General features: G+C 69.7%; 18 protein-coding genes, 1 tRNA gene and 1 pseudogene. 9 read left to right on the forward strand and 11 right to left on the reverse strand.

From position 1 onward, the window contains the following. Nucleotides 1–594, reverse strand: coding sequence for an ANTAR domain-containing response regulator (locus LX15_RS24365; RefSeq protein ID WP_253671973.1), 594 nt, complete (start codon nucleotides 592–594; stop codon nucleotides 1–3). Between the two features lie 114 nt (nucleotides 595–708). Beyond that, nucleotides 709–1,647 carry an NADPH:quinone reductase gene (locus LX15_RS24370; RefSeq protein ID WP_253671974.1) on the reverse strand — a complete coding sequence of 313 codons (939 nt, stop codon included), beginning with the start codon at nucleotides 1,645–1,647 and terminating at the stop codon, nucleotides 709–711. Nucleotides 1,648–1,709: 62 nt separating this feature from the next. Between LX15_RS24370 and LX15_RS24375 the strand changes: the two genes are divergently transcribed. Further along, nucleotides 1,710–1,783, forward strand: a tRNA-Leu gene (locus tag LX15_RS24375). 225 nt (nucleotides 1,784–2,008) lie between these two features. On the opposite strand, the gene LX15_RS24380 is transcribed toward LX15_RS24375, so the two are convergent. After that, on the reverse strand, nucleotides 2,009–2,359 hold the full coding sequence (locus tag LX15_RS24380; RefSeq protein WP_253671975.1) for a hypothetical protein: 351 nt from the start codon (nucleotides 2,357–2,359) through the stop codon (nucleotides 2,009–2,011). Between the two features lie 445 nt (nucleotides 2,360–2,804). Here LX15_RS24380 and LX15_RS24385 point away from each other — a divergent pair, with 445 nt between their 5' ends. Further along, on the forward strand, nucleotides 2,805–3,242 hold the full coding sequence (locus LX15_RS24385; protein ID WP_253671976.1) for a hypothetical protein: 438 nt from the start codon (nucleotides 2,805–2,807) through the stop codon (nucleotides 3,240–3,242). A 59-nt stretch (nucleotides 3,243–3,301) separates the two neighbouring features. Here LX15_RS24385 and LX15_RS24390 read toward each other — a convergent pair whose 3' ends face one another. From LX15_RS24390 to LX15_RS24410, 5 genes are all read right to left on the reverse strand, one after another. Continuing rightward, nucleotides 3,302–4,306, reverse strand: a complete 1,005-nt coding sequence (locus LX15_RS24390) for a hypothetical protein (RefSeq protein ID WP_253671977.1) — start codon at nucleotides 4,304–4,306, stop codon at nucleotides 3,302–3,304. Next, on the reverse strand, nucleotides 4,306–4,827 hold the full coding sequence (locus LX15_RS24395; protein WP_253671978.1) for a sigma-70 family RNA polymerase sigma factor: 522 nt from the start codon (nucleotides 4,825–4,827) through the stop codon (nucleotides 4,306–4,308). Before LX15_RS24395 ends, LX15_RS24390 begins: the two co-directional genes overlap by 1 nt. A 210-nt stretch (nucleotides 4,828–5,037) precedes the next feature. Beyond that, nucleotides 5,038–5,553 (reverse strand): hypothetical protein, encoded by a 516-nt coding sequence (locus LX15_RS24400; protein ID WP_253671979.1) that lies wholly within the window; start codon nucleotides 5,551–5,553, stop codon nucleotides 5,038–5,040. A gap of 576 nt (nucleotides 5,554–6,129) precedes the next feature. Further along, nucleotides 6,130–6,516, reverse strand: coding sequence for a hypothetical protein (locus LX15_RS24405; protein WP_253671980.1), 387 nt, complete (start codon nucleotides 6,514–6,516; stop codon nucleotides 6,130–6,132). 500 nt (nucleotides 6,517–7,016) lie between these two features. Continuing rightward, a complete protein-coding gene (locus tag LX15_RS24410; RefSeq protein ID WP_253671981.1) occupies nucleotides 7,017–7,601 on the reverse strand; it encodes a TetR/AcrR family transcriptional regulator in 585 nt (194 codons plus the stop codon). A gap of 162 nt (nucleotides 7,602–7,763) precedes the next feature. Between LX15_RS24410 and LX15_RS24415 the strand changes: the two genes are divergently transcribed. Beyond that, complete coding sequence (locus LX15_RS24415) at nucleotides 7,764–9,212, forward strand: MFS transporter (protein WP_253671982.1); 1,449 nt, start codon at nucleotides 7,764–7,766, stop codon at nucleotides 9,210–9,212. 611 nt (nucleotides 9,213–9,823) lie between these two features. On the opposite strand, the pseudogene LX15_RS33650 reads toward LX15_RS24415, so the two are convergent. The 3 genes and pseudogenes from LX15_RS33650 to LX15_RS33655 form a co-directional block, all read right to left on the reverse strand. Further along, a pseudogene (locus LX15_RS33650) lies at nucleotides 9,824–10,129 on the reverse strand (CRISPR-associated helicase/endonuclease Cas3); the annotation flags it as partial. After that, entirely contained in the window at nucleotides 10,119–10,394 is a 276-nt protein-coding gene (locus tag LX15_RS24420; protein WP_253671983.1) for a hypothetical protein, read from the reverse strand. The gene LX15_RS24420 and the pseudogene LX15_RS33650, both read right to left, overlap by 11 nt. Further along, a complete protein-coding gene (locus LX15_RS33655) occupies nucleotides 10,330–10,800 on the reverse strand; it encodes a CRISPR-associated endonuclease Cas3'' (protein ID WP_372502790.1) in 471 nt (156 codons plus the stop codon). The genes LX15_RS24420 and LX15_RS33655 overlap by 65 nt, the downstream gene beginning before the upstream one ends. A 670-nt stretch (nucleotides 10,801–11,470) precedes the next feature. Between LX15_RS33655 and LX15_RS24425 the strand changes: the two genes are divergently transcribed. From LX15_RS24425 to LX15_RS24450, 6 genes are all read left to right on the forward strand, one after another. Next, entirely contained in the window at nucleotides 11,471–12,232 is a 762-nt protein-coding gene (locus LX15_RS24425) for a hypothetical protein (RefSeq protein ID WP_253671984.1), read from the forward strand. Between the two features lie 11 nt (nucleotides 12,233–12,243). After that, nucleotides 12,244–12,477, forward strand: a complete 234-nt coding sequence (locus LX15_RS24430) for a hypothetical protein (RefSeq protein WP_253671985.1) — start codon at nucleotides 12,244–12,246, stop codon at nucleotides 12,475–12,477. Further along, entirely contained in the window at nucleotides 12,474–12,815 is a 342-nt protein-coding gene (locus tag LX15_RS24435) for a hypothetical protein (protein ID WP_253671986.1), read from the forward strand. The genes LX15_RS24430 and LX15_RS24435 overlap by 4 nt, the downstream gene beginning before the upstream one ends. An 11-nt stretch (nucleotides 12,816–12,826) precedes the next feature. Beyond that, a complete protein-coding gene (locus tag LX15_RS24440) occupies nucleotides 12,827–14,269 on the forward strand; it encodes a hypothetical protein (RefSeq protein WP_253671987.1) in 1,443 nt (480 codons plus the stop codon). Nucleotides 14,270–14,874: 605 nt separating this feature from the next. Further along, nucleotides 14,875–18,726: a coiled-coil domain-containing protein gene (locus tag LX15_RS24445; protein WP_253671988.1), complete on the forward strand. Its 3,852-nt coding sequence runs from the start codon at nucleotides 14,875–14,877 to the stop codon at nucleotides 18,724–18,726. 5 nt (nucleotides 18,727–18,731) lie between these two features. After that, nucleotides 18,732–19,088 carry a hypothetical protein gene (locus LX15_RS24450; RefSeq protein WP_253671989.1) on the forward strand — a complete coding sequence of 119 codons (357 nt, stop codon included), beginning with the start codon at nucleotides 18,732–18,734 and terminating at the stop codon, nucleotides 19,086–19,088. Nucleotides 19,089–19,988: the final 900 nt, after the last annotated feature.

The following is a 19,988-nucleotide window of genomic DNA, read 5'->3' on the forward strand; positions in this document are numbered from 1 at the left end:
TCAGTTGAGATTCTCGAGCACGGCCTGCGCGACCGCGCGCATGGTGGTGCGCCGGTCCATCGCGGTGCGCTGGATCCAGCGGAACGCCTCCGGCTCGGACAGCCCCTGCTTGTCCATCAACACGCCCTTGGCGCGCTCGACGACCTTGCGGGTCTCCAGCCGGTCGGTGAGGTCGGCGACCTCGCCCTCCAGCGCCTGCAACTCCGCGAACCGGGAGACCGCCAACTCGATCGCGGGCACCAGGTCGCGCTTGGCGAACGGCTTGACCAGGTAGGCCATGGCGCCCGCGTCCCTGGCCCGCTCCACCAGGTCGCGCTGGCTGAACGCGGTGAGGATGACGACCGGGGCGACGCGCTCGCCCGCGATCCGCGACGCCGCCTCGATGCCGTCCATCTTCGGCATCTTGACGTCCATGATCACCAGGTCCGGCCGCAGCTCCGTGGCCAGCCGGACCGCCTCCTCGCCGTCCCCGGCCTCGCCGGCGACCTCGTAGCCCTCCTCGCGGAGCATCTCGACCAGGTCGAGGCGGATGAGCGCCTCGTCCTCGGCGACGAGCACTCGACGCGGCCGGGCCTCGGCAGCCGACTGGGTCACCGGGGTCCTCCTGCGGGGTCACGACGGGCACGGCGGGCGCGGGTGCGCCGACCGCAGCCTACCCCGCCCGACACCCCCGCTGACCACCGCCTTCGGCGTGATCGACGTGACACCTCACGGGATGAGAACCACCTTGCCGTGGGCCTGCCCCGACTCCAGCAGCCGGTGCGCCCGCGCCGCCTCGGCCAGCGGGAGCACGTGCGCCACCCGCGCCTCCAGCCGCCCGGCCCCGAGCAACCGGTTCACCTCCCGCGCGGCCCTCTCCTGCTCGTCGTCGCCGGCGTGGCTGAGGGTGAAGCCCACGATCACCGCGTCCCGCAGGTACAGGTCGAACGCCGGCACCGGGTCCCGTTCCCTCCGCGCCGTGACCACCACGCGGCCCCGGCTCGCCACGCTCGCGACCGCCTCCTCCAGCGGGATCGTCCCCGTGGCGTCCCAGTGCACGTCCACGTCCGCCGGCCGCGGCTGCCGCTCCCGCGTGTCCAGCACCTCCGCCGCGCCCCACCGCCGCAACGTCACCAACGCCTCGTCCGACCTCGCCGTCGCGATGACGTGCGCTCCCCGGTCCACCGCGACCTGCACGACCGCCGAGCCCACTGCCCCGCTGGCGCCGTGCACGAACACGCGCTCGCCCGGCGCCAGGCCCGCGCGTTCCAGGCCGATCAGCGCCGTTGTCGCCCCGTGCAACGTCGCCACCGCCCGCACCGGCTCGACCCCGGCCGGGAGGCGGTGCAGGCGCGTGGCCTCCACCGCGACCCGCTCCGCCGTCGGCCCCTGGCGCCCCGCGTACCCCAGCGTCGAGGCCCACACCCGCTCACCCTCGCGCAGTCCCCCACCTGGGTGCTCCACGACGCCGACGACGTCTCGTCCCACCACGAACGGCCTCGGCAGCTCCGTGCGGTACGCCCCCGAGCGGACGAACGTGTCCACCCAGTTCACCGCCACCGCCTCGGTCCGCACCACCACCTGCCCGGGTCCCGGCTCGGGGTCCGGCAGTTCGCCGTACCGGATCTCCTCGGCCGGCCCTGGCCTCTCGATGTACGCCGCCCACACCCGTCGATCACACCACCCCCCTTCCCCTCCTCGCACCCTGATCGCGTAGAGTCGTGGCGCCGGCCCCCGTAGCCCAATCGGCAGAGGCAGCGGACTCAAAATCCGTCCAGTGTGCGTTCGAGTCGCACCGGGGGCACTCCTTGCGGTTGATCTCCGAGTTGGCATGCCGCGATCCGCTACGGCAGGGGTCGCAGGTAGGCACGCGGGGCCGCCCGTGCCTACGGCTACGACCTGGCCACCTCACCCCACTACCGACTGCTGCTGCGGATGCGGGACCTCGTCCAACTCCCCGGGCCCCTGCGCCGGGCACGCCACGACCCAGTCATGCGCGCGGCACATCGGCAACGCCTCCACGGCATCCTCACCGGCTCCAACGCGCCCTGGCAGGCGTTCTAGCCCGGCCAGAGCGCCATCCACTACGTCCTCTCCCCGCCCTGCGAAGCACCGACAGCGCCACCGGCAGCGGCTCACGGTCGACGGCGGCGATCTCCTCGATGGCCTGGCCGACGAGACGGTTCTGCTCGGTGTCGAGGACGTCCCGGAGCTGCCCGGCCAGCGGCACGAGGTTGGTGATGGCCCACGGGTCGAACACGAACTCCGGGTGCGCGTCAACGGTGTGGATCCGCACGGCCTGCTCCACGATCCCGGCCAGCTCGCCCGGATCCGGTCCACGGCGAAGGTCGTAGAGGGTGCGGCCGGGCACGAAGTCCATCACCAGCACCTGGTGATGGACTTCGTGCCCGGCATGGGAGTGCACCAAGACACCGTCACGGTCGCGGTGCAGCCGTGGATGGCGAACCCCGGCGGCCTGCGCCGCGGTGGTCAACACGACTGACCAGCGCTTACGCGCGGGCGGGGCTCCTTTCTGGTGTTTTGGTTCCCCATCTCTCAAGTTTCCGCACACCAGGCAGTTCTGTTGGGACCAGCCCATTCGTCACCTTAAAGATCCATCCAACGGACCGTATCTGGAGAAGAAGGCGGTGAACACGAGATCATCACCTGATTGGCGGAAGGGCTTCGACCTCGCCAACCTCATAGCATCACCAGACCCCCAAAGGGACCTTATGAGACGTGTTTTACGAGCGATATCTACCGCAATCCTGTCGGTGTGTGCGGCATTCGCTCTCGCCGCGTCACCCGCATCGGCGGAGGCTCCGGTGGCCCGCTTCGAGGGAAAAATCATGACCCCCAGCGAGGCCTGGAAGGTGGCGAACTCTTGCGTGGTGCGATCCGCCACCTTGATGGACTGTTACCGATCGAACACCGAAGCGAACGCCGCAGTCGGCTGGGATCCGACGCCAACGTTCGGCACCTCGCAAAACCTAGGGCTTGACGACCGCGCTTCGCGATGGCCGTGCCTCTTCGAACACGAGAACGGTGGAGGCAAGCGACTCATTTTCAACGAAGAGAAGTGGCACCACCCCGGAAACCGGGAATTCGACAACACGGTTTCCTCGTGGAACAACAACCAGTTTTGGTGCGATGACACGGGCATCCTGAAGGACGGCCAGGCGTTTGAGTTCCAGTTAGACGGATGCGCTCGCGCCTCGCCAATGGGACACTTCGATGATGAGGCATTGTACATGCACGGCTGACAGCTAGGAATTAATCAGTTGGTGGGGGTCGCCGAGAGTGGCGGCAACCCCCACCCGATTTAGTCGACGAACGTTCCGTCGAGGAAGGTCTCGTAAGTGGTCACGGCCGGGACGCGGACGTTGAGGGCGCCGGGCGTGGTGGTGAGCATCTGCTCGTAGCCGAGGAAGGACCCGGTGGTGGCGTCCACGAGGAAGCTGTACCGCGAGGGCAGCCCACGGTAGGCCGAGTCGACGGAGAACACCTCGCCCCACCGGCCGGCGCGGTCCTGGGCGCGGCCCTCGTGCCGCAGTTCCGGCATCTCGGCCATCAGTCGCAGGAACGCGGCGCGTTCGGCGGGCAGCAGCGCCCGCTCCAGCAGGACCTCCCGCATCGCCTGGAGCGTCTTGATCGACCCGATGCTGTCCGGGGGATTGGGCCGCCACAGGTACTGGTGGAGCTGCTCGGGCGTGGTGGGTGGCCGGTGCTGGCTGAAGAACGGCCGCTTCCCAGGTGCCCAGGTCTCGGTGCGCTGTCCGCCGTGGTCGGAGGCCCACTCGCGGCGGTCGGCCTCGGACCGGAACTCGGGTGGCTCCTTGCTTTCGTGCAGCGCGCCGCTGCCGTCGGGGCGGCGGATCAGTTCACGTCGCTCGGGCTGGACCGCCGAGATCGTCGTGCCGCTGACCTGGCTGTGCAGGTACCAGGCGCGAATGACGACCTTCTCGGTGCGTCCCGCCGTGACCGGGGCCGGCAGCGCGGCGGCACGGTCGGCGATCTCGGTGAGCACCATGGGCGCGGGCCGGTCGGTGGCCGGCTGCTGGATCGTCAGCAACGGTGGGGTGGCGGCGATCCCGGGCGGGGCCGTCCACCACTGGTACCCGACGACCGAGGCCATCCCGACGACAGCCACCGCGGCGGTGATCAGCACCCGGCGACGGGACAGCCCCGGTCGGCGGGCGGGCGCGCTGTGCTCGTCCACGCCCTCGGCGACCGGGACACAGGTGAAGGGAGGAGGTTCGCGGCGCGGACGGTCCCGTTCGGGGTCGAACGGGGCGAGCAGGGCCTGGGTTCGGCGGGCAAGACGCATCACAGCACCCCTTTCGGTTGACGACGGGCAGACAGTGGTGGGACGGGCCGCAACGCGGCGGCCAGGCGCCGGCGGGCACGCAGCAGGCGCATGGCCGCCGCGGATCGGCCGCAGCCCAGCAGCGCGGCGATCTGACCGACGCTGAGCCCGTCCCACGCGGAGAGCAGCAGGAGTTCCTGGTCCTCGGCGGTGAGGTGGTCGAACGCGGCGGCGACGTCGAGCTGTTCGGGTTCGAGGCCGGTGGTGGAACGGTCGCTGTGGACGGCGAGTCGTTGGGCGAGCTGGGTGTAGCGGTCCTGGCGGCGGCGCTCGTTCGCCGCGACCCGCCGCGCCACCTCGTACAACCAGGGCAGCACCTCGCGGTCGTGGGGAAGGTGGTCTCGGCGACGCCAGGCGACGGTGAAGACCTCGGCGACGGCGTCCTCCACCACGTGGGGCTGGAGACGTCGGCCCAGATAGCGGGCTATGGGGTCGTAGTGCTGCCGGTAGAGAGCATCGAAACGGTCCTGTGGGGGCGACAAAGCTTCTCCTCCCTGTCACACCGCTCATGTCCGGCAGCCCCCCGGCGTCACAGGGCCATTCGAGTGAACTACGTCCAGCCCGCCTTCTCGCCGACAGATTTCACGGAGAGCCTTGCGACCCCGACAGGGCTTTGGCCGTGCTGCTTCCCCCATCTGCCGACCCCGGCGTCCCGCGCCGGCGCCAAGCCTGCGGGAGGTACCTGATGGTCTTCATGTCAGTGCACGTTGACACCATCCGTCCCGGCGTGGGCCTGGTTCCAAACGGTCGCCCTGAACGGCCGTCGGCGCTCGGTCTTTCGGGTCCACCACGGCACGGTGCATGACGGTGTCGGCGGGGTTGGGGGCGCCGGGCAGCGACAGGTGCTGGCAGGCCCGGTGCACAGTGGTCGGATCGGCGCCGTTGAGGACGGTCTCCCACAGCGCGACCAGTTGGTCCAGTGCTCCTTCGGTTGAGGCGGTGTATTCACAGGGAATCCACCGGACGGTCGGCTGCGTGGGTGGAGGAAGCACGTAGGGTTCGACGCCCAGCGTGGTGGCCGGAGGTTGGGGGTGGGCGGCCTTCGGAGGTAGGAAGGGCATAGGCCGTGCGGCAAGCTCCGACACCCCACTGTCCACAGTGGTCACCGCGATGCGTGGGGAGTAAGACGGCGAGATCAGTTCGACCAGGGTGATGGTCAGCAGTCCGGTCAGCGCGCCGGCCAGCAAGGGAGTCCACTGGCGGTTCACACCCACTCACCATCCCGCAGCGAGGAACGACAGGGATCGCCCCGGTGATCAGCGAGTCGACCCACACGCTGACTGGTACGGCCTGGCGCGGACGAACCGCTGACGGCTTCGGCAGGAACTGCCTTCTCGCCCACGTGCTCACCGCGGCATCCCCGTCCTCAGGCGTCTGCTGGCTGGGACCAGCCCGAGGTCGACCCAGCAACGGCATCACCGCACGACGAAGTCGGCCCGATGTGATCCGTGGTCCGATCCCGTTCACCGCGATCTCGCCGTCGTGCGGAACCATCCGTGACGCGGGGAGCAACGGCGCCAAGCGAGGCCCCACCGCGCCCACCATCCCGCGCGGCCACCTCCTGGCCCCGTTGACGACCAGGGCCCGCACCGGTGCGATGAGCCGAACACGCAGCCACGGTTCCAACTGGGCCAGCACCCACTCACCGGCGGCCAAGCCGGGACGGGAAGGCCGCACCACCAGTATGGGGTAGGGCATCGGAACGCCGTCCCGTAGCCACACACCCGGCCCGCTCACGGGGTTGGTGGCCAGCCGCCATCCGTCGCCACCGACGTCCACCACCGTCACGTGCACAGACGATGCGAAGTCGCACGGTGCTCGAAGGCCGCCTTCCCGAACTGACCCTCCACCAGAGGTTCGGACACGTTCAGGGCCAACGTGACAACGCTGACGAACAGCAACAGCCGTCGCGCGGGCCGTAGGACCTCGGGCCCGGCACCACGCACCGCCAGGTAGCGAATCGCGATCAGCAGGCCCAGCACCGACAGGTCCACCGCGGGTGCGACGAGGGGCGCCACCCAGACCGGGACACCCAGTCGAAGGGCCAGACTCCACACGTTGCCGAACCCGAACAGAAACATCAGCCCGACCACCAGGCCGATGATGACCGTCAGGGCGCGAAGCACGAACCCGGTCTCTGACGAACTGGGCGGAGGCACAGGAGTGAGCATCAGCGCGCACCCCCGTCACGTGCCTCGAACCGAGCCCTCGCACGCCAGGGCCGCTCCATCACCAGGGGGACACGGGACTCGACCACCAACAGCCGAAGCCGGTTCGGAGAACGCACTCACAGGATGCACAGTGGCTTCCACCTGCGGTTTTCCGCTGGACGCACCCACTCCCGCTTGAGTGGCGAGCACAGGCCGTAGCCGCGAGATCACCGAGCGCGGACAGGCCTCGACGAAGAAGTCGATGACCGGGTTAATGATCGCATCCTCGTTGCCTGTAGACGGTGGCCGGATGCCGGGGAACCCATCCCCACCTGCGAGGCCGACATTCTGACCTGGCACCTGATCTCGCGTCGTCGCCGATCTTGCGCTCAGGTTGGGGTGGAACGTGGCGGAGTGGACCGGGACAGGCAGAGGCGTCCAGTCGGGCTTGGTTGCTGTCCTGGCTCAGGCATCAGGACGGAGGAGCCTGACCATCGCGGCGAACCTCGGCGGTGGCGACATCACCGTGGTTTCGCTTCCCGGACACCGTTGAACACGACGTCCAGCAGCGTCGGCGCGACGGTGGCGGCTCGGCCATTCCACTCCGCCGCCCAGGCCAGCGCGTTGACGAGGGTGAACAGGTCCTCGGCGGAAAGGTCGCGGCGCACCGAGCCGGACTCCTGGGCGCGAGCGAGCAACGCACCGCCCGCAGCGTGCATGGCCCGGCAGGACTCGTGCAGCGGGGAGCCCTCGTCGTAGAAGCTGCTCATGAGCGACGTCGACAGTCCCCGGTAGGACGTCGCGTGCACGGTCGCGGCGCGCAACCAGGTGCGCAGCGCCTCGCCGGCGTCGTCGGCCCCGAGGAGGCGTTCGGCCTCGGCGCGCAGACCCTCGACGCTGCCCCGGATCACCTCGGCCAGCAGTGCGTCCCTGGACGGGAAATGCCGGTAGAGCGTGGCCGAACCGACGCCGGCGCGCCGTGCGATGTCGTCCAGTGACACGTCGGCGCCGTGCTCGGCGAAGTCGATGGCGGCCTGCGCGAGCACTCGGTCGTAGTTCCGCCGCGCGTCGGCGCGCAGCGGCCTGCGTCGATCGGGTCCGGTCATCCGCGTGGTCCCCGTCCAGAACTAAGTGAGAGTGCTACCCCATTTACAAACCGGGGAAGCTCCCCATATATTACTCGACGCTGACGACGGGCCCGTCACCTGCGCGAACCGGCATCGACACGGGTCGATGCCGCACACTCCCTCACCTCGAGAGGCTTCCGCATGTCCGGGACTACCGCACAGCGGGCGGCGGGGAGCGCGGTCGCCGACCGCAGGCTCCGCGTCGCGCTGACGCTGATCGTCTCCTGCGAGTTCATGCTCCAGCTCGACACCACGATCATCAACGTCGCCCTGCCGACCATCCGGCACGAACTCGGGTTCAGCCTGACCGGGCTGTCCTGGATCACCAACGCGTTCCTCCTGACCTTCGGCGGGCTCCTGCTGCTCGGCGGTCGACTCGGTGACCTCCGCGGGCACCGCAGGGTCTTCCTGTTCGGCACCGCGCTGTTCACCGCGTCGTCCCTGGTGGGAGGGCTCGCGACCAACGACCTCACGCTGGTGCTGACCCGCGCCGGGCAGGGCGTCGGCGCCGCCTTCGCCGCGCCCACGGGCATCGCCCTGCTGGCCACCAACTTCCGCGACGAGGCTCGGCGCAACCGCGCCTTCGCCGTCTACTCCACGGTCTCCGGTTCCGGTCTGGCGCTGGGTCTGGTGCTCGGCGGCGTGCTGACTTCCGCGCTGTCGTGGCGCTGGGTCCTCTTCATCAACGTGCCGTTCGGCCTGGCCGTCATCCTGTTGACGCCGAAGTTCATCTCCGAGTCGGAGACCGGCACCGGCCGCTTCGACCTGGCCGGCGCGTTTGCCTCCACTGCGTCGATGACCGCGCTGGTCTACGCGCTCATCCGCGTCTCCGAGCAGGGTTGGGGCGATCCGACCGCGCTGGTCGCGTTCGCCATCGGCCTGGCGCTGTTCGCCGCACTGATCACCATCGAGTCCAGGGTGGCGCACCCCGTCCTGCCGCTTGGCCTGTTCCGCGGCGGACGCTCCGCCGCGTACGCGAGCCTGCTCCTCGTCGCCGCCACGCTGACCAGCATGTGGTTCTTCCTGACCCAGTTCCTCCAGGAGGCACTGGGGATGGGGCCGCTGACCACCGGGCTGGCCTTCCTGCCGATGGCCGCGACGGTGTTCGCGGGCTCCCAGGTCGTGCCCAGGCTGCTGACCAGGGTCAGCCCCAAGCCGGTCGCGATCGCGGGCACCACCGCCGCCGTCATCGCGACGAGCTGGCTCGGCACGCTCTCCGAGAGCAGCGGGTACGCCGGTTCCGTGTTGGGTCCGCTGCTTCTCCTCGGAGTCGGGGCGGGGCTCAGCATGGTGTCGCTCAACCTGATCGTCATGTCCGCGACACCGGCGGAGGAGACGGGCGCGGCCTCGGGTGTGCTCCAGTCCATGCTGACTGTCGGTGGCTCACTGGGTCTGGCAATCCTCGTCACCGTTGCCGGTGCTGCGAACAGGTCCGCCGAACCGGGCACCGACCCGCTCGTCGCCGGTGTCTCGGGGGCGTTCGCAGGTGCGGCCGTGTTCGCCGGGATCGCTTTGCTCATCACCGTTTTCGCGCTCCGGACGCCCTCCAGGCCCGGGGCCGTACGGACCGACCGGGACGAAGCTGTCTGAGCGCACCACCCCAACTCACCCGCAGTCTTCAGGCACACCAAGGCGACGGCGGCCGCCCCGCCGGGGAACGGCCGCCGTCGCCCGAGTCCGGGTCCCCCACCACCTGGCCCCGACGGAGATAGCCACGAAGGATCTTCACTTCGCGAGGTCCAGCGTGACCTGCCTTCTGTCTTTGACAGCACCGGAACATAACCAGCTTCGACCAGTTCCGGCTCCTGGCGAACAGATGCCCACGCCAGAGCGTCCTTCTTCAGAACCACAGGAGTCGATCGGCCCCGAACGTTCCGCCAATGGCCCACCACGAACCACCAGCGGACTGTCCGGGACAAGGATCGAGGCCGGCCACGGGCCTCACTCGCGCCGAGCAGTTGCGCATGACCATTGGATGACGACAGCATCGGGCACTCCAGGAAGCCACAACAGCGTGTTCGCGCCAGGACGCCCTGAACTCCGGTCGGCGGGAGCCGGGTTGGGCACGGGCCACAAGGGTGCGTCCTCAGCAGCTTCCGAAGACTGGTGCTGCCCGGAACGGATGGCGGTTCCGTCGGCACCGAGGTTGGTGCGATCCTCACCGGCCCCGAAGGGCCGGTGCGGCAGTCATCTGGAGCCAGGGCCCGGAACACCACGGGGAAGTCGATGTCCACACCAGCCTCGACGAGCTGCGTGGCCACCAGCAGCACCGGCAGCCCGTGAGCCAGACGAGCCTTCACCTCCCCCAGCACCACACCGCGGTGCTGCGGGCACATCCGGGTCGGCAGGTGCCACACCCGATCCGGCGCGTGCTGGCGGAGCAGGGCGTACATCGCCCGGGCATCCTTGATCGTGTTCATCACGACCAAGGCCCGCTCCTGCGCCGCGACCTCCTGGACGACCTCGGCCAGGGTGGGCTGCGGGTCCAGCCGCCACTCATAGCGCACCCGAGGGACCCGGTCGAACAGCCGCTGCGGTTCGGTGATGATCTCCGAACAACTGCACCGTGGTCGTGACCACGAAGGGGGCGTCCCAGTTCTCCGCCGCCCGCCGCTGGCTCACGCCGTGGGCGCACTGGCTGTCCTGCTCGGCCTCCTCGTCGGCGAACTCGACGTGGGAGTGGTGCTCCAACACCATCACCCCGTCCTCATCGGAGTCCAGCAGATCCCGGTACACCGCCGCGTTCTGCTCCGTGATCGTGGTGAACGGCACCGCCACCACCACCCGGGACTACCGGGGCCGTCCAGAACCTGCTTGGCCTCTGGCACCAGGTCGGCTGTGGCCCACTCCGCACCAGCGCACGCAACCGGGTCAGACTGGTCAAACCCCCGTGGTGCCCCAACACGGCCAACGCGGCGACATCTGCCTTGGACGTCAGCAGCCACGCGCCCAGCTCCTTGTGCGACACACCGACGGGCGCATCAGTCCCTCCGACCCGCGCCAGGCCGGACTGCCGGTCAGGGGAAGCCTTCCCGGCGTCGTGGAACAAGCCCAACGCCTCCCCCAGATCCCCTGCGCCGAAAGGCTCGGCGAAGCAACGCGCGAGTTCAGCGGTCGACCGCAGGTGCTCACTCAACCCGTGCCAGGGTCGGCCCGCCTCGGCACTGTGCGCCCACATCCGACCACTCCTCGGGGAGGTTCTGTTTCACCGGATGCGCGGAACCTAGAAGCCTCCACCGACACCCCCAGCCCGCATCCGTACCTCAGCCCAAAACATCACTCGAAAGAGTGGAATTCGAGACACGTCAATACTCCAACCCTGCTGAGAGGAACACGTCTAGACGAACAGCGGCACCGGCCCTGACGGGCCGGTGCCGCTCCTGTCGATCCGGTGGCGAAACGATCGGGCTGGTGTTGCGATCCTCGCCGGTCCCGAAGCGCCGGTGCTGCTGCCCTGCCTGGTAGCAGGGACCGGGTTCTCCGTGCGGTGAACACGGGCGCGGCCCTCACCTTGCCCAGCGGAGCAGGGGTGCGGGTAGCCCATCTTCACACGGTCCCTCGCTCTCGCCATGCCCGTGCGATGAGGTCAGCAGGGCTGGCCAGGTTCACTCTGCCGGGTGATCTCTCCACTGACTGCCCGGACATCGACGACGGCGTGGACTGGGGTCCTGGTGCGCTGTGCACGCCACGATCTCCGTCGTGGTGCGGAGGCGTCGAGCGCGGAGGGTGTGGGGCCAAGCGCGCTGGCTGTCACTGAGAGTGGTTTGATCAACCAGGATGCAGTCATCCGTGGTGTGTCCCGGCCGCGGAGACGAGGTCCGTTCCTGACGGCAGGAGACTGTTCCCCGGTGGGCGTGGTGATCGAACTCGCGAGCGGAGTGACCGTCGAGGCTCACGGAGACTGGGAGCTGCCATGGGAACCCAGACTCGCGCTCCGTGAGCTCACCCTCATGGTCGGTCCCTACGGCAGCGAGATCGTGCACGAGGGCCACGTCGCGGGAACGGTGGGAAGCGGGAGCGGGTGCTGTCCCGACGGTGACGAGGTCAGGTTCGACGGGGGTAGCCGCCTAGCGGACCTGGTCAGCGTCTGCTTTCACATCCCGGGAAACAACGCCGATCAGCAATGCTCCGCCTGGTTGGAGACACCGGCGCGGCCGGCACGTCTGTGCATGGCCGACCCACGCGGGTTCGTGCTGGCACGAACTGAGCAACGATGGATGACGGACGGCGGTGAGGCGCTGCTGTGCCTGCGTTCCAGGGCGCCTGAGGGGTCGCGGGAGCGGGTCCGCATCGCCCACCATGTCGACCTGCTGGTCGCAGGCGGCCGGTTCGCCGGCTGGGCAGTGGAGCACCCCGAGCGGTTTCTGGTGTCCGCGTGGGAACTTCCCTCGGGCGAGGCGCCGGACCGGGATCTGGCGGTGTTGTTGCGGGAGTACTTCCAGATCGTGTCCGACAGGAATGTGGCGCTGCTCAAGAACGGTGACCCCGGCGTTCGCCAGATGCTGGAGAGCCTGAGGTCCAGGGTGAACGACACCGCCGGGGCCACGGCGCGGCGGAAGGTGCTCCGGGACAGCATCGAAGCCACGTTCAACACCGTTGGCAACACCTAACCACGGCGCTGTTGCGCCAGCTCGACGGGCAGGTCTGGGAGGTGCTGGTTCCCGCCGCCCACGTCAACGCCGTGCGGTCGCGGCACGTGGTGAGCCGCGTCGTGCGGACTCCTCACGGGGTGCGGCTGCGGGTGCTGTCGCCGGAACCCCCGCTGCCGGACGCGGTGCCGGTCACCCCCGACCTGGAGGACGTCTATCTCGACGTGATCCAGCGGTCCTCAGGCCTTGTGGGGGTGGCACGGTGAACCCCGGAAGGCTGGCCCGCCTGGCCGTGGGCGATTTCCGGGACCGGGTGCGGCGGCCGGCGTACGCGGTGATCCTGCTGGCCGCCGTGGCGCTGGGGTACGTCGCCACCCCCGACCGCGACGCCCAGTGGGTCATCATGCAGATCGGCGAGTGCCGGGGTCTCTGCAACAGCGCCTACGTCGGGATGGTGACCGCGCTCGCCAGCTCCCTGTGGCTCACGTTAGGGCGGCTTCTACGTCGTGCGCAACGCGATCGCCAGGGACGAGAGCACGCGGGGGTCTGGTCCTCGCCGCGACGCCCCTGCGCACGCCCGTCTACCTCGCGGGGAAGTTCCTGAGCAACGTCCTGGTGCTCGGCTCGATGCTGGCCGTCCTGGCCGTGACCGCGCTGGTGATGCAGCTCGCGCGGGGCGAGTCCACGTCGGTGGACGTGGTCGCGCTGCTGTCGCCCTTCGTGCTCGTCGCGTTGCCGCTGATGGCCACGACCGCCGGCGCCGCGCTGTTCTTCGAGCTGGTCCCCGGGCTGCGGACGGGGGCGGGCAACGTCGTCTGGTTCTTCCTCTGGATGGTGTTCGCCACCTCGGGCCAGTCGCCGAAGTTCCCGCTCGACGGGATCGGTGTGAGTCCCGTGGTCCAGTCGATGCGGGCCGCGATGGAGCAACAGGGGCTCGACCGGTCCGGCGGTGAGTTCAGTCTGGGGCTGACCTACCTCGAACACCCGCTCAAGACGTTCGTCTGGACCGGGTTCACGCCGGGCGCGGACTTCGTGCTCAACCGTCTGGCCCTGGTCGGGATCGCGGTGGTCGTGGCCCTGGTGCCCGCTCTGTGGTTCGGCCGGTTCGACCCGACCCTCCGGCCGGGGAGGCGGGCTCCCCACGGCGAGAACGCACCCACCCCTGAGCCGGTGGTGCCCGTCAGCGTCGTCGAGTGGGAGCACTCGCCGGACGCGGTGGTCAGGACTCCCCCACTGCCGCGTGCCCCGGTCTTCCCCGGGAACTCGTTCGGCCGGCTGCTGTGGGGAGAGTGGCGCGTCCTCGTGCAGGGCACGCGTGCGTGGTGGTGGGGTGGCGCGGGGTTCGTCGCCGTGATGACCCTGCTCGCCCCTGCCACAACCGTGTCGCGGGTGATGCTGCCCGTCGCCTGGCTCTGGCCGATCGTGGTCTGGTCGCGGCTCGGCGCCCAGCGGCACGAACACGGCGTGGCCGACCTGCTGGGGGCCTACCCCACGGCACGACGTCGGGTGCTCGCGGAGTGGCTGGCAGGGTTCGCGCTGACCGGGCTCGTGGGGATCGTCCCGCTGTTGAAGATGCTGTCCATCTTGGACTGGCCCGGTGCGGCCGCCTGGACCGGCGGCGCGCTCTTCATCCCGTCGCTCGCGTTGTCGCTCGGCTCGCTGAGCCGCACGCACCGGCTGTTCCAGGCTGTCTACCCGCCTGTGGTACGGCGCGATCAACGGTCTTCCCGTGCTGGACTTCATGGGCGCGATCCGGGTCGAGGGCCGGCCGGCGGGGCTCCCGCCGGTGGTGGTCGGCGGGCTGGCCTTGGCGCTGGTGGCGGTGGTGTTCCTGGCGAACGCCGTGGGACGACGAGTGCGCGACTGATGCCGGACCTTCGGCGTCGCCGACACATCACGCGCCTCCTCCGCTTGCGAAGTCCTTGTGCCACAAGGTTTTTGTCAACCTTGCCCACGTTGAGGAGTTCGAGGAGCCCTACCTCACGGGCCGCCCGACGGCGGCATCACTCCACGTTTCGACAACCACATCAGCAGTCTGCGCTACCGCTGATCGGTTGACCACTGAGTGATCTTGCCGACCCTTGTTGGCACGTAGCCGGGTGATTACGGTCGGTTCGGGGGTGTCGCTGATGATTGGGGGGCCGCAGTGTCCGCTCGTGCCTGCACAAAGGTCGGTTCTCCCATCAGCCGTTCCCGTCCCGAGAGCGAATCACCGACCGTAGCCTTCGCCTGTCCACAATCCGTCCGTCTGGCCGCGCTCCGAACGGCGCACGCGACAGGAACACGACATTTCCGCCGGATCACGCCAGCGGAAACAGGTCGCACACCGGCGCACGGTCACCCGCTCCCGGGCCCGCTCTGACTCGGTCGGTCTGTCCGAAGTGGACAACGCAGCCGACCGACACCGCGAGCTCCGGCGAAGGGCCCAGTGACCACACGACGTCGCTGGGCCCTTGCCGTGTGCTCGACCAGGCGGGCCGAACAGCGGTCCGCCCTTCCTCAAGGAGATTCCCTCAGTGGAAAGACCGAGACGGCGGCCGGGGGAGGCCAACAGGCCATCCTCCGGCTGGGCATGGGCTGGGAGAGCCCTCGCCGCTCTCCTGGCCACCGCGCTGCTGAGCGGCGCGTTATCACCGATCGCGTCCGCTCGGCCTCGAGTGCCGGTGGTTGCGGCGACGGCCGCGCCAGCGGGCCAACAGGGCGAGGACGGCAAGTCCGACGAACAACGGCAGCTCGAACAGATGATGCGCGACCTGGTCGCCGACATCGCCGGGCTGGACGAGGACGAGGAGGTCCGGGACGCCGCGCAGCAGGCGCTGGCGGTCGGGACCCCCGAGGCGATCAACGAGTTCCTGGAGGTCGGCCAGCCCGCCGCCAAGGCGCGGGCCGAGGAGCGGAAGCGGGAGACCGACCGGCGCAACCGGGAGACGATCCAGGCGCTGGCCGGCACCGGTGGGCCGAACTTCAACGCCGAGGTCGAGCGTGTCCTGAAGGGCAGCGCGATCGACCGGGCGAACTTCCTGGCCTACGGCCGGGACATCGCGGCGGAGCGCGACCGCGCGGCAGGAGCAGCGGAGGCCGAGCGCAAGCGCGTCCTGCGTGAGCGGGTGCGGGTCCTTGTCGGCGCCGGTGGACCGGAGGTCTCCAAGGCCGCGAAGGCCGCGCTGGACGCGGGTGACGACGCGATCGCGGAGTTCCTCAGGACGGGCTACCTGGAGGCGGCCAACCGGGACGCGGCGGCCCGTGAGGCGCAGCTCAAGGAGCAGGAGGAGAAACGCAAGGCCGCCGAGGCGCTGTCGGAACTGGCCAAGCGCGCGGCGAAGGCGTCGGAGGCGCGGCGTCAGATCCTTGTGGCGCACGGCCAAGCGGTGCGCGCGTTGCAGGACACGGCCAACGCGATGACGTCGGCGGCGAACGCCTCCCGTGAGGCGGACCAGATCCTGCGGGCGAACACCGCCGGCGGTGGGCACGGCGGCTTCGAGCGGGTCAAGGAGGAGGTCGCACGACAGACCGGCTACGCCGTCGAGAGCGCCAAGCAGGCGCGCATCGCGGCGGGTGTGGCGACTCCCCAGGCCAACGTTCTGGTCGAGCTGGGACTGCCGTACGGCGCCCAGTGGGTCAAGGTCGTCGAGGGGATGGCCGCCTCGGCCGAGGCGGCGGCCAACGCCGCGGAGACCGCCCGGCACGCCGTTGACGCGATCATCGCGGACGACGCCGCGACGGACGCGGCGCGCAAGGCCGAGGCGCACGCGGAGAACGCCAAGCAGTGGCGCGCCAACGCGGAGAGCCAGGCGAAGGCCGCGGCCGCGATCGCCGCCGCGGCCAAGGAACAGGCCGCGGCGGCAGCCGAGGCGGCGGAGCGCAGCAAGCGCTCCCGCGCCGAGGCGGAGGAAGCGCTGCGCCAGGCCCGGATTCACGGCGCGAAGGTCAAGGAACACCGCGCCACCGCGGAACGCGAGCGTGACGTCGCCGCCGAGAAGCGACGGGTGGCGGAGCGGGAGCGGACCATCGCCGCGGAGAAGCGGCGGGTGGCTGAGCAGCAACGTGCGATCGCCATCCGGAACCGGGACATCGCGCAGCAGGAACGCAAGGTCGCGGCGGAGAAGCGGGCCGCGGCCGAGAGCTTGCAGCGCACCGCCGCCGACCGGCGTGCCGCGGCACAGCGGGAGGAAGGTGTCGCCGCCGAGGCCAGCGGCAAGGCGCAGGAGCAGGACCGGATCGCCACCGAGGCGAACCGCGTCGCGGGCGAGAAGGACCGCTACGCGAGCGAGCAGAGCCGCAAGGCGATCGAGGACGCGGCCAAACGCGACTTCGACATGGCCAGGGCCCGGCAGGAAGAGGCCGTGGTCGCGTCGATGGACGCCGGCACGGAGAAGGACAAGGCCGCGGCGTCGGCGGCGGAGGCCCGGCGCAGGGCCAACGACTCGGATGCCGCCGCCGGCCGGTCGCGGAAGGCCGCCGACGAGGCGTCCGGGGCGGCGGCTGGGGCGCGCAGGGCGGCGATCGAGGCGCAGGGAGCAGCCAGCCGGGCGCGTGCGGCGGCGAGCCGGGCGCAGGCCGCCGCCGCTGCCGCACGGGCGGCCGCCAGTGAGGCCGAGGCGGCGGCTGGCCGGGCACGCGCCGCCGCGAAGGCGGCCGAGGCCGCGGCCGCGAGGGCCGGCCAGGCCGCCGACGCCGCCGAGGCGGAGGCGGCGGAGACCCACGCCCAGGCCGAGCGGGCGAACGCCGCCGCGGAGGAGGCCACGGCGCAGGAGGCGCGCGCCGCCGAGGCCGCGCGGGCGGCGATGCAGTTGGCCCAGGAGGCGCTCGACCAGGCGAGCCAGGCGATGCGGTCGGCCGAGCGGACCAGGGAGGAAGCCGAAGCCGCCGCGAGTGAGGCGTCCACCGCCGCGCTCCAGGCCGGGATCGCGACCCGTGCGGCAGGGGCGGCCGTGCAGTCCTCGGCCGGCATCGCCGACCCGGCGAACACCGCGATCAGCAAGGCCAGCCCGTTCGCCCGCGAGGACATCGACGCGGACTTCGCGGTGCTGGTGGCCCAGCGCGCCAAGGACGTCGGCGACTCGCAGGTCAAGCTGGCGCAGGCCAAGGCCGCCGACGCTCAGGCACAGGCGCAACGGGCTGCTGAGGCAGCCCGCAAGGCCGCCGGCGAGGTCGCACCGGCGTTCCAGGCAGCAGCCGACGCCGCCCGCTCCGCCTCGGAGGCCGCGCAGGCGGCCGCGGCGGCGCAACGTTCGGCCGCCGAGGCTGCGGTGAACGGCGCGGCGGCGAGGGAGGCCGCCGCACAGGCGAACGCCGTCGACGCCGAGGCTCAGGCTGACGCCAAGGCGGCGCGTGCCGCCGCCAACCAGGCCGCTGCCGACGCTGCCCTCGCCGGCCGGGCGGCCGACGCGGCGGAGGCCGACGCCCGTGCCGCACGGCGAGCCGCTGACCAGGCCACGGCCGCAGCCAACGCCGCGAGCCAGGCAGCGGCGGCCGCCACCCGCGACGCCGGCGCCGCCAAGGCGGCGGCGGACCAGGCAGCCGTGGACGCCGCCGCCGCCCAGGCCTCGGCCCAACGCGCCGCCGGCCACGCCGCGGACGCCGACAAGGCCGCCACCCACGCCGAACAGATGGCGAAGGAGGCGGAGGGCCACGCCAAGAACGCCGAACAGATGGCCCAGCAGGCCCAGGAAGTCATTGACTTCTACGAGGTCGCGGCACACGACGAACAAGTTGAGAGCAGAGCCCGGCAGAAGGCACAGGAATACAAGGACCTGCTCCAGAAACTCCGCGACACGGCGGCCAACACGCCCGGTGCCGAGGAGTTCCGCAAGGCTCTGGACGCTCTCCTCGGCACTCTCCAGGACTCGGCCGAAGCCTTCCTCAGGTACATCGTCGAGCACGAAGCCGAGATCGAAGCGCTCGTCCAGCACGCCCTCCAGATCGCCGCTGGCACTGCCACCGCTGCCGGTGGCCTCCAGGTGGCGAGCGGAGCGGCGGCCGCCTGCGGAACCGCCATCGTCGTTTCATCCGCAGGCGGCGTGACCGTCGTTGGTGGCGTGATCGCGTGCGGTGTCGTGCTCGCGGGTTCGGCCCTCACCGCCGGCGGCCTGTCCATGGCGATGGACGGCGTCGACAAGGCCCGCGAGGATCTCACCAAACTCCAGAGCAACATCAACTCGAGCAAGTCGGGCGAGTTCTCAGGCTTCACCGAGGTAGGTAGTGGAGATGTTCTTCGCCGCTCCGCCACCTACAAGGACACCACCTACAGGTTCAACAGTGACCACAGTTACAATCGTCGGCACGCAAGCGGAGACTTACGTGACACCGGCCTCACAATGGACCAGATCGAGATGGAGATCATGAAGGATCTCCACAAGTTCCGCACCGAGGGAGGAACGATCCCTCGCGGAGGCGAGAAGGCGAGTGCTCTCGACCGAACGACCGTCATCAGCGGCCACGCGGTCGGGTACCACACCGTCCAGCTTCCCAACGGCAGTATCATGATCTCGACCTATTTCCCAAGGATTGGGTGAGGAATATGAGCGAACTCCTGGAGGCGGCGAAGCTCCTCCTTCCGGAAGTGTCGGCCGAGCGAAACGACAGTCAGAGGTTGTCGGACAGATGCAGGTTCATCGAGATCCTGACGTTCGCGGACCCTGACGAGATCCTCGCCATGCTCCACTACGTCATCGAGAAGGACTACTTTTTTCCAGTCTGGGCCAGGAACCTGGCTTACCGCCTGGCGTGCCTGCAACGGCCCGACGACCCGGACCTCCTCAGGGAAGCCGCGATCGACCTGTTCAACTTCGGCCCCGACTGGAACGACATTTCGGATTCACTGATGGCGGAGGCCGACCGCATCGACCCCGAAGGAAAGATCCAACGCAACCAGTGACGACGACCTCGGCAGCCGACCATCCCTAGTGATCCGAGCTAGCGGGTGCCGCGAGGTCAGGGGGTCGCAGCGCCGACGCCTGCGACCCCCGCCGTCTCGGAGATCCAAACAGGACGAAGGTTCCGAAGAAGCGTTCTCCCCCTTACGCCGACAGGGTCAAGGCCACCGAGGTGGACCCGACCACGAAGATGTGGCCACGCTTTCTCTGGCCGACCAGAACTACGCTCGGCCCCCACCGCTGACAGGAAAACAGTCGCGCACTGTGGGTGAGGTCGGCCAGACTCGCGGACATGGATCTCCTTCTCGGTCTGCTCGGCGCCCGAGCCTGGCCGCCCCGGACCGATCGACGCCGAGGACACCCTCGGCCCTCCGCTACCGACGAGCTGGCTTACAACCAGCTTGCCGTCGGACTCGACCCCTCGGTTCCGCTCAGACGCCACGGCGCACCACGAAGTTCGGGGCAGCCTATGAGCCCGCTACTGGAGGCGCCCGTCTCACCGTCACCGGCGACTTTCCAAGCCGTTACGAGCGGAATGACGAAAGATAAGTGATCTCCTTCAGGCCGCGCATCTTCTCACTGACGAGACGGACACTCGAAGCAAGCAGCAAATACCGATGAAGGGAGGGATGTTCCCCCCTGGAGATACGCAGGCGAACGCTCAACAACGATCACGCGGTCGGGTACCACACCCCGCAACGTGAGTAACATAATTTCGACCTACTTCCCAAGAATCGGGTGAGACGATGAGCAAGCTCCTGGAGGCGGCGAAACTCCTCCTTCCGGAAGCGTCGGAGGGACGAAGCGATGATCAGAGGTTGTCGGACAAATACAGGTTCATCGAGATCCTGACGTTCGCGGACGCCGACGAGATCCTCGCCATGCTCCACTACGTCATCGAG

The organism is Streptoalloteichus tenebrarius, assembly GCF_024171885.1.
Classification (GTDB): domain Bacteria; phylum Actinomycetota; class Actinomycetes; order Mycobacteriales; family Pseudonocardiaceae; genus Streptoalloteichus; species Streptoalloteichus tenebrarius.